At 68.3% G+C, this 13,235-nt stretch carries 9 protein-coding genes; 5 read left to right on the top strand and 4 right to left on the bottom strand.

The genetic code is table 11. The features are described 5' to 3' along the window. Positions 1–26 precede the first annotated feature (26 nt). Positions 27–1,652 carry a peptidoglycan recognition protein family protein gene (locus tag VX037_RS22855; RefSeq protein WP_328716025.1) on the bottom strand — a complete coding sequence of 542 codons (1,626 nt, stop codon included), beginning with the start codon at positions 1,650–1,652 and terminating at the stop codon, positions 27–29. A gap of 99 nt (positions 1,653–1,751) precedes the next feature. Beyond that, positions 1,752–3,071, bottom strand: coding sequence for a DUF7373 family lipoprotein (locus VX037_RS22850; protein WP_328716023.1), 1,320 nt, complete (start codon positions 3,069–3,071; stop codon positions 1,752–1,754). Between the two features lie 207 nt (positions 3,072–3,278). Here VX037_RS22850 and VX037_RS22845 point away from each other — a divergent pair, with 207 nt between their 5' ends. From VX037_RS22845 to VX037_RS22825, 5 genes are all read left to right on the top strand, one after another. Further along, the gene (locus VX037_RS22845) at positions 3,279–5,108 is read left to right on the top strand and encodes a dynamin family protein (protein ID WP_328716021.1); all 1,830 of its coding nucleotides are present in this window, start codon (positions 3,279–3,281) and stop codon (positions 5,106–5,108) included. Beyond that, positions 5,105–6,541 (top strand): GTPase, encoded by a 1,437-nt coding sequence (locus tag VX037_RS22840; protein WP_328716020.1) that lies wholly within the window; start codon positions 5,105–5,107, stop codon positions 6,539–6,541. The genes VX037_RS22845 and VX037_RS22840 overlap by 4 nt, the downstream gene beginning before the upstream one ends. Before the next feature lie 28 nt (positions 6,542–6,569). Beyond that, entirely contained in the window at positions 6,570–8,501 is a 1,932-nt protein-coding gene (locus VX037_RS22835) for an Hsp70 family protein (protein WP_328716018.1), read from the top strand. Between the two features lie 105 nt (positions 8,502–8,606). Next, a complete protein-coding gene (locus tag VX037_RS22830; protein ID WP_266063622.1) occupies positions 8,607–9,338 on the top strand; it encodes a hypothetical protein in 732 nt (243 codons plus the stop codon). A gap of 24 nt (positions 9,339–9,362) precedes the next feature. Continuing rightward, a complete protein-coding gene (locus VX037_RS22825) occupies positions 9,363–11,615 on the top strand; it encodes an ATP-binding cassette domain-containing protein (protein WP_372512468.1) in 2,253 nt (750 codons plus the stop codon). A 97-nt stretch (positions 11,616–11,712) separates the two neighbouring features. On the opposite strand, the gene VX037_RS22820 is transcribed toward VX037_RS22825, so the two are convergent. After that, on the bottom strand, positions 11,713–12,336 hold the full coding sequence (locus tag VX037_RS22820; protein ID WP_266063620.1) for a hypothetical protein: 624 nt from the start codon (positions 12,334–12,336) through the stop codon (positions 11,713–11,715). Between the two features lie 226 nt (positions 12,337–12,562). Beyond that, entirely contained in the window at positions 12,563–12,961 is a 399-nt protein-coding gene (locus VX037_RS22815) for a hypothetical protein (RefSeq protein WP_328716017.1), read from the bottom strand. Between the last annotated feature and the right edge of the window lie 274 nt (positions 12,962–13,235).

Genomic DNA, 13,235 nt, shown 5'->3' with positions numbered 1-13,235 from the left:
TCACTCGGCCAGGCGCGGACAGTGAATCAGGCGGCGGGAGGCGGCGCCGGTGACACCGGCTCGGCGGGTGGCGGTGCCGGTGCGGGCTCCGCCGGCGGTGCCGACTCCTGTGGTGCCGACTCCTGCGGTGCCGGTTCTGGCGGTGCCGAGGAGCCCGCCACCATCGTGCGGATCGGACCCAGTGCGGCGTAACCGAACTCACCGGGACAACTGGTGTTGTTGTAGTCGCGGTGGCCGCTGATCACCGGCAGATTGGTGACGGCGCCGACCGGGAACTTGCTGTCGGAGAAGTACTCCGCGGTCAGCTGCGCGTTGGTCGCGGGGTTCACCCCTGCCTTCCCGAGGCGCCAGCGCAGGAAGTTCGCCACCGACGAGATCATCGGGGTGGTCGGTGCGACCTCGTCGAGATTGCCGATCATCGACACCCCGACCGTGTTCTTGTTGAACCCGCCGGTGTGCGTGCCCTCCACGTTCCGGTCGAGACCACCGAACGCACCCTCGAAGATCTGACCGTACTTGTCGACCAGCACGTTGTAGCCGATGTCGCACCAGTTCAGCGTGCGTGCGTGATACGCGTAGATGCCGCGGACGATCTCCGCCGACTGCTCCGGCGTGTAATCGTTGCTGCCCGCGGTGTGGTGGACCACGGCGCCGCGGACGTTCGGGGAGAACGTCGGCTGTGAGCACCGCATCGACTCGTCGGCGCCCCACTGTGCCCGCGCAACCACCTGCGGACCGCCGAGTAGCGGCGTCAGCAACGATGACCCGAGCGACAGCAGACCTTCCGGGCTGATGAGCGTCGCCGTCAACGCCGGCACCACGGTCTCGAGCAGCTCCGTGACGACGGTGCTGGCGGTGCCGATGCCGAGTTCGACCAGACCGCCGCCCTGCGGTTCGGCCGCCGGGATCGCGAGCCCGTCGTCGGACACCGCCACCTGGACCTCCTTGGCGTCACCCACCCACACCGGTTCGGTGCCCATCGGGTGCTCCGCTGAGACCGGGTAGGCCGTGTCGACCGGGTCGAGATCGAGCCAGTCCCCCCACGACCCGTCGTCGTTGCGGGCCCGCAGCATCATCGACGCATCGACCGCCCGGTCCCAGGTGAACGCGACCATCTTCAGCGGGTCGTCGCGGACGATGTGCTTGACCGCCACGCCAACCTCCCGGCCGTCGGCCATCCGCGGCGGTGCCGGCGGTGCCTCCGGCGCGGCCGACTTCGCACCGGGCGACGTCGGTGCCTGCGGCGCCGGTGACGCCTCCGGCTCCGGCTCGGATTCCGATTCGGCCGACGGTTCGGGATTCTGCTGCGGCGCCGGCTCGACCGGCTCGGACTCGGGGTCGGCAGGCGTCTCCGGCGCTGCCGGGCCCTGCACGCCGCTCAGGTCACGCAACCCGAATGCCGTCGGATCGATCTCGGGCAGCTTCAGCCCGGCCGCCGACAGCCCTGACTCGGCGAGATCGACCACCGCTGACGGCACATTGCCGAGCCCGATCTGATCGATTGCGGTCGGCGGCACTTCTCGATGGTTGTCGGTGGGTCGTGGCTCCGACCCGGTCACGATGATGGCGAACGGACTCGCGACGATCGCAGCGGCGATCGTCGCGAGCACGAACGACGGCCTGGGGCGGGCGTTGGGACGAACTCGGCGCATGGTTCGCCATCGTGGTGGTCGGATGCCTCGGACATCCGCACCGCGCGCCGCTTCTCAGTAACCCGTGATGCAGTTGTTATCTAGTGTGACTCGTGTGAATCACTCCGCCTGCTGATCGGCCTTGGTCAAGATCACGTACTGCGCCGAGATCTGCTGGTGAACGTCCCGCTCACTACTCGACGACACCGAGGCAACGTAGCGACCGTCACGCACGATGCACCAGAAGAACTGTGTCTTCGATTGGCAGTTCGCCACCGGCAGGCCCGCCGGGCTGTCGATGTCGGACCAGCCCTGATTGCGGTTCGAGGCGAGGAACGCGTCGACGATCTTCTGACCGCCCTCGGCCGTCTCGGCCCGGTACACGGTCGAGCGCTCGACGGCGTTGGCGGTGGACCCCGTCTCGGTGAGCACGTTGTAGTCGGTGACCGGATCGGTACTCGTGTGCGCCATCCCGCGCGGACCGTAGACCGCCCGCACGCTGCCGCCGGGCACGTTGGCCTTGGCGTCTTTCAGTTCCTCGTCGCTGTAGGGCAACGCGTAGATGAGGACATGATCCTGGTCGATCTGTGGCGCGCTGGAGCCGGAGACGCCACGCGCGGCCGCCTCGGCCTTGGTGGGTGTGGCGGGGAACTGATCGATCAGCGGTGTCTGCAGTTCCAAAGCCTTGCCGATCGTGGGTTCGAGGCGGTCCTGCTGCGCCGGTGTCGTTTCGTACCACTGGTAGAGCACATAGGTCTTGTGTGGCGTGAACGCCATGATCTGCCGGTTGCCGCCGCTGGTGCCGCGAACCACCATGGTGTCGGGCAGACCCGGCAGCGTGCTGGGTCGGGTGCCGGCGGATTTCGCGGCCGCGTCGGCCATCTGCTGTGCCGCGGCGGTGGCGTCAGCGGCGGTCAGATACCGCACCACCAGGTTGTTGAGGCTGCGCCGCTGACCGGCGCGCAGACTCTCGTCCGGGGTCGCCGCCGTCGAGACATAACCGCCGAGCATCTTCTCGTTGGCGGGCACGTTCGCGACCTCCGGGGAGAACACCAGGCGCAGATTCGACTTACCGGTGATCACCATCGTGGGCAGCCCGCTCTTCGTGAGATCTGCATCGATCTCGAACGGTACGACGATGAACTGCGCCATCCGCTGGCCTTCGACCTGCAGGATGTTGTCGGTGGTCGCCTTCCCGAACTCCGGCCGCGGCGCGGTCGGGTAGGCCCCGGTGTCCAGGGCGGCGAGATCCACCGAGGGCTCGGTGGCCGACGACACCGCCGCGGCCTGTGTGCTCCTCGGCGTCCCGTCGGTGGTGCAGCCGGCGACCGCGATCAGCGCGGCGGAGAGCAGGACGGAGGCCGCCAGCCACCGTCCTGCTCTCGCTCGTCCACCTGGCGTCGGTGCGCACATCATCTTGTCGTTCCCCTCTCGCAGCATCCCGACCTGTAGCGGCGGGCTCACAACTGTGTCGTGGGTTCGATGCGGTGGCGACCGACGAATGTTCCCCCGAGCTTCGGATGCAGATTAGTGCACCGAAGGAATGACCAGCGCAGAATTCATCTCGGTAGACTACGGCCCCGGCAGGCAGCTGATATCCGTGCTCTGCTGTTTTCCGTGACCGAACATGACCGGGGGAAGCCATCGATGGGTGAGTCCACGCCGCAGGCAGTGGCCTCCGGAACCGCCCCTGCGGAGGTGTCCGCGGTGGTCGACGGTGCGGTCAAAGTGCTGCGCGCCTATCAGCTCGATGGGCTCGCCGACGTCGCGTTGGCCAAGCTCGATCGCGGTGTGCAGACGCGCACCGTGGTGGTGGTGGGCGAGGTGCAGCGCGGCAAGAGTTCGCTCGTCAACGCACTTGTCGGACAACGAGATCTCTGTCCGGTCGGGGTCGATGTGACGTCCTCGGTGGCGGTCGGCGTCACCCCCGAAGCCGGCCTCGAACAGGCGCGTGTGGCCGAGTTGTTCTTCCCGACCGGGTCGCGGCGGATCGATGCCGCGGAGTTGCCGCAGTGGGTGACCACCACGGGGACGCATGTGTGTGACCCTCGCGTCGACGAGCTGCCGACCGCCGCCGCACTGGCGGTGCGGGATGCCCGGATGGCCGACGTGACCCTCGTCGACACCCCGGGGGTCGGGGGGCTCGACCCGAGGTTGGCGCGGCTGGCCGCCCAGTCGGCCGAACAGGCGTGCGTGCTGGTGTTGGTGTGTGATGCGTCGTCGCCGCTGACCGCCCCGGAGATGGCGTTCGTCCGGGAAGCGACGGCCACCGTGGACTCGGTGATCGTGGTGGTCACCAAGACCGACAAGAACCTGCGTCGCTGGCGCGAGATCGTCGCCGAGAACGAACAGATCCTGGCCACCGAGCTGGGACGGCCGGTGACCGTGCTGGGGGTGTCGAGCCTGCTCGCGGTGATCGCTGCCGACATCGACGACCCCACCGTCCGAGATCGCCTCGAAGAGGACAGCGGGATCACCACGCTGCGCACCGAGATCGTCCGACGGCTCGATGCCGCCGCCGAACTCCCACACCTCGATGCAGTGCGCACCTGCCTGGAAGGACTGCGGTCGGTCCGGAGCAGGGTGCGCCGCGAACTCGACGCAGTGGCGGCGGGCGCGGATGCGTTGCCCGACCTGACCGCCGACCTGAACCGCCTTGCCGAACTGCAGGAGCAGTCGCGGCAGTGGGAGCAGTACCTGGCGCGGGACCTGACATTGCTGCGACAGTCGGCCATCGACGACCTCGAGCGGCGCCTCGACGAGATCCGCGACAAGTGGACGACATACGTCAACACCCATGGCATGGCCGTGCTGCGGCGCAGCGAGCAGAAGTTCACCGCGGACATGCAGGCCGACCTGCAACAGGCGATGGCACAGACACTGTCGACCTTCCTGGCCCGCCTGCACGATGAGATCATCGCCCCCCGGTTTGCCGACGACCCGAGTGTCTGGGAGGAACTCAGCGCGCGCATCGTCACGTCCATGCAGGACAAACGGATCGAGTCTCATCAGGTCGGCAACAAGCGCCACGGACTGCTCGATCCCACCCTGCTGACAATGGGTGTCGTGGGTGGCTCGACACTCGGCGGTTTGTTGGGTCTGTCCGCATTGATGGGCGTCGGCGTGGTGGTGGGCACGGTATGGGTGGGCGTCAATCTGAGCTACCGGGCCATCCGGGCAGGCAAGACCAATCTGCTCACCTGGCTGCGCGAGACGATCGCCACCACCAAGGCGGCCACCGGCCGGCTGCTGGAAAGTGCAGTGGCGCAGTCGCGCCCGGAGATCATCATCCGCTACCGCGATCACCTGCGGACCACCATCGAGCAGCTGCAGAAAACCATCAACGAGGTCCAAAAGGCGGCGTCGGCCGACGCCGCGGCCCGGGAGAAATCCACCGCCCGGCTGACCACGAACCTGCAGATCGTGGACAAACGGATCGCCGCGGCCGAACAACTGATGGCGGGAGTCGGCGCGTGACGCATCCCGATCCGGTGCACGCCACCCTCGATCGCGGCCTGCATCAGCTCGCCGCGTTCGGCGGCGACCTGGCCGCACATGCCAACTCGATCGGCACCATCCTGTGGTCACCGCCGCGGGTGGTGATCGTCGGCCGGCTCAAAGCAGGCAAGTCGACACTGGTCAACGCACTGATCGGGGCGCCGGTGGCCGAGACCGCCGCGTTGGAGGCCACCAACACCGTGACCGTCTACCAGGACGGTTCGCCGTCGCGTGCTGAAGTTGTGGGCGTCGACGGGCGACGGCAGCCGGTGACGGTTGGTCCGCATCAGCAGGTCCCGCTGCCGCTGGCCACCCCCGACATCGCCTACGTGGACCGGTGGTTGCCGTCGGCGGCGCTGCGTCGATTGACTCTCATCGACACTCCCGGCCTGTCGACGCTGACGGTGGCCAACGACACCGCCACCCGACGCGCCACCATCGACGGGTTCGAACAGACCCGCAGCGCATCGATCGACGCCGACGCTGCGGTCTTCCTCTTCGACGCGGCACCCCGGATCGACGAGATCGAGTTCCTCTCCCAGTTGCCGTTCACGCCGCTGAACATGCTCGGCGTGCTCTCGCGGGCCGACTCCTTCGGCGAGGGCGCGCTGGGCCGTCGCGACCCGCTCGGGCATGCCGCCGAGCACGCCGTGCGGATGGCACGACAGCTGTCGGCGACGGTCAGCACAGTAGTGCCGATCTCCGGGCTGATGGCCCAGACCAGCCACACCGGCATGCTGACCGAACACCATGCCGCAGCGCTCGGCCGGCTGCGCGGGATGCCGACGCTCGAGTTGATCCGCACCTTCGACGCCGACGACGCCGACGAGGTGTTGCCGCTGGAAGTGCGCATCCAGTTGCTCGGGTTGCTCGGTGAATACGGCGTGCTCAACGGGCGCGAGATCGCCGCGGGTGGTGCGGCGGCGCTGAATGCGTGGCTGACCGATCGATCCGGCATCGGCGGGCTGATGCGGGCCCTGGACGCGTCCACCACGCGCTTCGCGATCCTGCATCGCGCGCACCGCATCCTGGCGCGACTCGATCAGCTGTCCTTCACTCACCCGGCGCGCGAGCAGATCCGTTCGCTGGCAGCGCAATTGCGCGCAGCGCCGGCGCTGCAGATGGTGACCGTCCTGGAGGACTATCAGCGCATGCTGCGAACCGATCCGCAGGCGTCGATCACCGACGAGCTGCGCACCGTGCTCACCGCGACCACCCTGGCGGGACGTGTGGGATTGCCTGATGACGCACCGCCGCAGGCGGTGACCGCGGAGGCGGCCCGGCGGCTGAGGATGCTCCAGCAACGCTCGTTGGCCACCGGGTCGGCGGCCGAGGATGCCGCCATCGTCACCCTGATCCGCACCTACACCGCCCCTACTGTGCCGACCACCCCGACTCCGCCACCGGGCTGAGCCCGCCGCATCCGAGGAACCGAGACCCATGACCCCGCCGCCGATGAATCCGCACCCGATGCACCCGGGACCGATGACCCAGCAACCGATGACCCCGGCGCCCCCGACAGCGGCCGCGTGGACGCTGGCCGTCGACTTCGGCACTTCCAACTCCGCCGCCGCGCACTCCGGGGCGACCAGCGGTGGCATCGAGACGCTGGCGCTCTCGCACACCAGCAACCTGATGCCGTCGGCGGTGTACGTCGCCGGCAGCGGCGGCAACATCGCCGTCGGTGACGCGGCGATCAATGCCGCACAACAGAATCCATCGGGCTTTGTGGCCTCTCCGAAACGTTTGATCGGTGCTGACCCGACCTGCACCGTCAACGGGCAGACCATGCCGACCTACGTCCTCGTGTCGGCGGTGATCCGGACGATCATCGCGCGTGGAATGGCCGCGCACGCCGGGACGCCGCCCGCGCAGGTGGTGCTCACCCATCCGGAAGCCTGGGCGCAGCAGCAGATACGGGTGCTGGTGGACGCGGCGGCCACGGCCGGGATCCACCCGGCGCGGATCGTCACCGTCTCCGAACCCCGTGCCGCCGCGGCGCACTACTCGCGATCGCACGCGATGCAACCGGGAGCGCGGATCGCGGTCTTCGACTTCGGTGGCGGCACACTGGATATCGCGGTGTTGACGGTGACCGCGCCCAACTCCTTCGAGGTGATCGCGGCCTGCGGCGACAACGGGCTCGGCGGCAAGAACCTCGACGCCCTCGTGCAGCGGTGGGTCGAGGAACGCCTGGCCGACCGTGATCCGGACCTCGTGACGTGGCTGCGTCGGCAGGCGTCCGTGGATGTGATGCAGAGCCTGCAGGATTCGATTCGGCACGCCAAGGAGTTGTTGTCGGAGGCGCCGTCGGCCACCATCACCGTGCCCACCCCCACCGGCCGCACCACCCTGCAGATCACCCGCGACGAATTCGACGAGCTCATCGCTCGGGCCGTGGGGCAGGCGATGCAGCTGACGCGTGCGGCGCTCGGTGACGCGGGAATCACTCACGCAGATCAGCTGTCGGCGCTGTATCTCACCGGCGGGTCGTCGCGCATCCCGATGATTCAGCAGCGGCTCACCGAACTCGGTCCCGTCGCCACGCTCGACGATCCGAAAACCGTGGTCGCCCAGGGTGCATTGGTGACCGCCATCGTCGAGGGCGCCCCGCGTACCAACGACCGGCCGGCCGGCGTGCCGTCAGCGTCCGATCGGATGCCGGCTCCCCCCGGTTCGGGCCCCGGTCTGAACGCCGCGAAGTCGGTGGCACCGACCTCCTCGTCGTCGGGTGGTCGACGGTGGGGACGGATCGCCGCGATCGCCGTCGGGGTGATCGCCGTGGTGGGAATCGGTGCCGGCGCTGCCGCTCTGGTGAACTCTTCCGACGACGACAACCCGAATCCCGACGTCCCGTCGGCCTCCGGGACGGCCGACGCGTCAGGAGACACGGGGCAGGTGAGCGCCGCCGGCGAAACCGGCAAAGACGGTGGCCGAATCCTGACCGACGAGACCGCCCTGATGGCCGCGCTGCCCGGGCCGCTGCAGGCGTCAGTCGCCAACTGCCGCAAGACCGGCTTCAACAGCAACGACGCCGTCAAGATGCTGTGCGACATCGCCGAGGACAGCACGTTGGCCGAACTCGGCCAACCCGAGTCGCTGACCTACTTCATCTCGTTCCACGTGGACGACAACGAGGCCGACAGCACCATCGTCAACATCCGCAACGGCATCTACTCCGACGGCAAGGGTGAGCTGGTGGAGGATTCCGATCGTGTGTCCGCCGCGGATATCGCACCGCGCTCGAGTGCGGAGTCGAGCTACAAGATCGACTATGCCAACACCTCGACGGGGTTGCTGGTGGACGTGTTCGGCGTGGCAAGCGTCGATGACGCGAAGACCTTCCTCACCCGGTCGGGTCTGATGAACTAAAGTCTCGTTCGGCTCCTCCGGGAACATTGTCACCCTCCGCTGTCGTCAGATCTCCGACAACGCACACAGGCCCCGCCGAGCGGGGTGCGACGAAGGGTGAGAACCATGTCCGACAGCACCGCCACCAGCAACAGCAGCACCCCCACCACCAGCACCAGCACCAGCACCACCGACAGTTCCGCGCCGGAGGGAACCACCCATAGCGCCGTCGACATCGACCGCGACGGCAACGTCGATGTGGTGCACGGCACCACCGCCGACGGCACCGCGATCAACTCCTACCTCGACGACACCGGCAACGTGGTGCTCGTCGAAGCAGACACCGACCACAACGGCACCTATGACACGCTGGTCTACGGCGGTCCGGACGGCACGACGATCGTCGAATCCGACTCGGACGACGACGGTTCCGCGGATGTGATCGCAAAGCTCTCCGCCGACGGCGACGTGATCCAGATCGACGGCCTCGACCACGGTCAGGTCGTGTCCTCGGCGATCGATGTGGACGGCGACGGCAATTTCGACGTGCAGCTCGTCGACACCGACCGCGACGGCGGTTTCGACACCACCGTCGTCGACGCCGACAACGACGGCTCCCCCGACACCGTGATCACCGACACGGATGGTGACGGTCAGGCCGACCGCATCGGCTATCTCGGTGGTGAGCCGCACGGCGAGAACGCCCCGTCGACGGCGCCGTCGGCCCCCGAGTCCGATGTCCCCGAGTCCGATGTCGCCGAATCCGATGTCCCCGAAGCCGATACTGCAGTCACCGATCCCGCAGCCGCCTACGAACCGTACGCCGACACCACTCTCGACGCGCACGACGCGTTCTGACCGGGCCTGCGGGTGACCGAGATGATGACCACGATGATCCGCGGCACCGTGACGGTGGGCGCGACCGTCCACGAGCTCGGCGAGCATCCGCAGGTGAGCGTCGGGTCCGCGGTCGGCAACGACATCGTCGTCGATCACCCGCTGATCGCCGCCCGCCACGTGCAGATCGAGTGGCGGACCAACCGATGGTGGGTATCCGCGCAGGATCCCGCGATGCCGGCCTTCGTGGCCGGCATCGCGGTCACCGAGGTCATGGTCGCCGCGCCGACCGTGGTGCGTCTCTCCGACCCCGACGACGGTCCGTCGCTGGTGATCGACCTGGTCGTCGATCAACCCGACCGGTGGTCCGAGCGCGGGATCACGGTGCGCGGCATCACCACGATCGGGCGCACCCCGGACAACGATGTGGTGGTCGAGGACATGCCGGCATCCCGTCATCACGCCCGGGTCGTCCGACAGGTCAACGGAGAGTTGATGATCGAAGACCTCGCCAGTAGCAACGGCACCTATGTCGACGGTCACCGAGTCGACCGGGCCGCGCTTCTCGACGGATCGGTGATCACGATCGGCAACACCGACCTCGTGGTGAACGGCGATGTCCTCGCCCGTGATGGCGCACCCGCAGGAGCCTCCGACGGCCTGCACGTGCGTGGCGTCGGACTCACCCTCGATAGTGGCACCACGTTGCTGCGTGACGTCGAATTCACCGCCCGCCCCGGCACATTGACGGCGGTGATCGGACCATCCGGGGCGGGGAAGTCGACGGTGGCCCGGGTGGTCGCCGGCCTGAGCACCCCGTCGGCCGGCGTGGTGACCTTCGAGGGCCGCGACGTGCACGGCGAGTACGACGCGATGCACACCCGGATTGGGATGGTGCCGCAGAACGATGTGCTGCACCGGCGGCTCACCGTGCGCGAGGCGCTCGGCTACGCCGCCGAACTGCGGCTGCCGCCGGATCTGACCTCCGCCGATCGCGACCGTGTCGTCGCCGGGGTTCTCGCCGAACTGCAGCTGTCCGATCACCTCGACACCCGCATTGACCGACTGTCCGGCGGCCAGCGCAAACGTGCCTCGATGGCGATGGAGTTGCTGACCGGGCCCAGCCTGCTGATCCTCGACGAACCGACCTCGGGTCTCGATCCGGCACTCGACCGCCAGGTGATGGCCGCGCTGCGTCGCCTCGCCGACGCCGGGCGCGTGGTTCTGGTCGTCACGCACTCGCTGGCACATCTCGCGATGTGCGATCAAGTGCTTCTGCTGGCGCCCGGTGGCCGCACCGCCTTCGTCGGCCGCCCCGACCACATCCCGGCCGCGATGGGCAGCGCCGACTGGGCCGAGGTCTTCGCCTTCGTGACTGCGCACCCGGTGCTCGCCCATCGGGCCCACCTCGACCGCTCCCGGCGAGCGCCCGCCATCCCGGTTCGACGGCCCACCGGGCCGCTGATCGGTACGCCACAGGCGTCGGCGTTCCGGCAGTGTGACACCGTCATCCGCCGACAATTCCGACTCCTCGTCGCCGACCCCGGCTATCTGGCGTTCCTCGCGGCACTACCGCTGGTCCTCGGCCTGCTGACGCTGGTGATCCCGGGCTCGCGGGGATTCGCGGTCAACCAGAATCCCGAGACCGCCGGCGAAGCCCTGCAGATCCTGGTGATCCTGGTGGTCGGCGCGACCTTCATGGGCACGGCGCTCACCATCCGCGATCTCATCGGTGAGCGCGACGTCTTCGAACGAGAGCGGGCCGTCGGGTTGCGTCCCGGTGCCTACCTTGCGGCGAAGATCGTCGTGTTCTGCAGCGTGGCGGTGACCCAGTGCATGGTCATGATCACGATCACCTTCCTGGGCAAAGGGATTCCCGCCGGCGGTGTGTTCGGTACCGCTCCGCTGGAACTCGTGTGCGCGGTCAGTGCACTCGCCTGCGTCAGCACCGTCGTCGGTCTGGCCGTGTCGGTCACGGTGCGCTCCACCGAACAGGCGATGCCGCCGCTGGTGGTGTTGATCATCGCGCAGCTGGTGTTCTGCGGCGGGCTGTTCCGGATCAGCACACCGGTGTTGGCCCAGCTGCCCTGGCTGTTCCCGTCCTACTGGGGATACGCGGCCGCGGCCGGTGCGGTCGAGGTGAACACGAACTCACCACTGGCCCCGCAGACCCGAGGCGCCGCCATCTGGAATGCCACTGGGTCGAACGTGGTACTCGCCTGCAGCGCAATGCTTTTGGTGGCGACTGTGCTGGTGACGTACACGATGTCGCGGTTGCAGCTGCAGCGTCGTCGGTGAGTGGGGTCGTCGGTGAGTGGCGAGCAGACGACAACGCCCCCGACCGCCGGGGTGGGCTGGGCGGGGGCGATGCGATGAGGGGTGCGATGAGTGGAGGTCAGAGCACCGTGTCGTCGGCGCCGTAGCCGCTGCCGTCCTCGGAGTGCGGGACCTGGTCCTGGCCGTAGGGGTCGCTGCCGTACGAGTCGCTGCCGTAGGAATCGCCACCACCGGAGTAGGAATCGGCCTGGCCGTCACCGTCGTTGTCGGCGACGTAGGTGTCGAGCTGTCCGTCGCCGTCCGTGTCGGCAGCGATGTAGTCGATGCGACCGTCACCGTCCCGGTCGTAGGAGATGCGGTCGGCGACACCGTCGCGGTCGGTGTCCTCGATGACGGTGTCCGGTGCGCCGTTTCCGTCCTGGTCGAGGGTCGAGGCCACGATCTGGCCGTTCTCCACGGTGTCGACGCGGGTGAGATCGCCGTCGCGGTCGACGTGCGCGATCGTGTCGATGCGGCCGTCGCCGTCGTCGTCGTGGCCGACCAGGGTTGTGCCGTCGGCGGTGGACACCGCAGCGGTGTCGTAGCGCCCGTCGCCGTCGGTGTCGACCTCCACGAGGGAGACATTGCCCGCCGCGTCGTAGTGGACCGCGACGTCGTTGCCCTGCGCGTCGGTGGTGTGGCGCACGCCGCCCTCGGTGGCGGTGCCGGGGGTGCTGGAGGTGCCGTGATCGTTGGGGAGCATGGTGGGGCCTTCCTGGTCGATGTGGTCGAGCTGTCACGTGTCTGATGTGCCCGGTCGCCCTAAATGTTCCCCAGTTCTGCCTGCTCTTGTCCCCAGCCGACGTTTCGTCGTCACTCGCTGACCGCCACAGGCGGACGACATGGGCCACGCGTGCGCTTGGACTCGCCGACCCCGCCCGCAGGCGCGCGCACGCCCAAACGCACCCGCCTCGCGGAAGCGAGCTGCCCTACGGTGCCGCCGACACCGACAACGTCACCGGCGCTGAGCACACAGTGTCGCGTGCGGATGTCGACGAGTGGGATGGCGTGTAGATGCCGGCGATCTCGTCGGGTGCGCGGATGAACGGTCTGGTGATGTATCTGGCCGGTCCGGGCAAGGCCAACGAGCACACCAACCCGCATGGGTGGCGGCCTCGACGCGGGAGGTGTTCACCGCCGGCGGTGGTGGTGCGGCGATGACGCGTGAGTCGGCGATGGTGTTGGGACAGAGTCTCGATGAGGCGCGGGTGGTGTTCGGTACCGAGGTCACCCGCCGTGACACCGCGGCGCTCAAGGCCGCTCAGGAACGCGGCACGACCGGGCATGCGGCGATCGCGGAAGCCACGCGGCATGAGAATGTGTGGCATGGCACTGCACCGTGGGAATCCTTCTGGGCCCCTAAACGAAGGGCAGCGCTGCCACCGCAGCCCACGGGCGCTACTACGCCGACATCGTCACTTATCCGCGCGACCGTCAGCTCCCGTGCTCGACAGGGTACTAGCCTCGATCTTTCACGTGGCCGGCGTTTGTGGTGGTCAGCGGGTCAGCGTGGGGTGAGCAGGGACGATTCCCGGCGTTCGGTCGCCGGCTGTTCGAGGTCCTTGGTTGTTCGGGTGGGAGCGACGGCTCAGGCGGTCTGCA

Origin of the sequence: Gordonia sp. Z-3 (assembly GCF_036233855.1) — a bacterium.
Taxonomy (GTDB): Bacteria; Actinomycetota; Actinomycetes; order Mycobacteriales; family Mycobacteriaceae; genus Gordonia; species Gordonia tangerina.
This window is presented reverse-complemented; position numbering and strand designations above follow the sequence as displayed.

Excerpts from the sequence above, each read along its gene's own strand:
- VX037_RS22855 (WP_328716025.1), bottom strand. The coding sequence starts at position 1,652 with ATGCGCCGAGTTCGTCCCAACGCCCGCCCCAGGCCGTCGTTCGTGCTC.
- VX037_RS22850 (WP_328716023.1), bottom strand. The coding sequence starts at position 3,071 with ATGCTGCGAGAGGGGAACGACAAGATGATGTGCGCACCGACGCCAGGT.
- VX037_RS22845 (WP_328716021.1), top strand. The coding sequence starts at position 3,279 with ATGGGTGAGTCCACGCCGCAGGCAGTGGCCTCCGGAACCGCCCCTGCG.
- VX037_RS22835 (WP_328716018.1), top strand. The coding sequence starts at position 6,570 with ATGACCCCGCCGCCGATGAATCCGCACCCGATGCACCCGGGACCGATG.
- VX037_RS22830 (WP_266063622.1), top strand. The coding sequence starts at position 8,607 with ATGTCCGACAGCACCGCCACCAGCAACAGCAGCACCCCCACCACCAGC.
- VX037_RS22825 (WP_372512468.1), top strand. The coding sequence starts at position 9,363 with ATGACCACGATGATCCGCGGCACCGTGACGGTGGGCGCGACCGTCCAC.
- VX037_RS22820 (WP_266063620.1), bottom strand. The coding sequence starts at position 12,336 with ATGCTCCCCAACGATCACGGCACCTCCAGCACCCCCGGCACCGCCACC.
- VX037_RS22815 (WP_328716017.1), bottom strand. The coding sequence starts at position 12,961 with ATGCCACACATTCTCATGCCGCGTGGCTTCCGCGATCGCCGCATGCCC.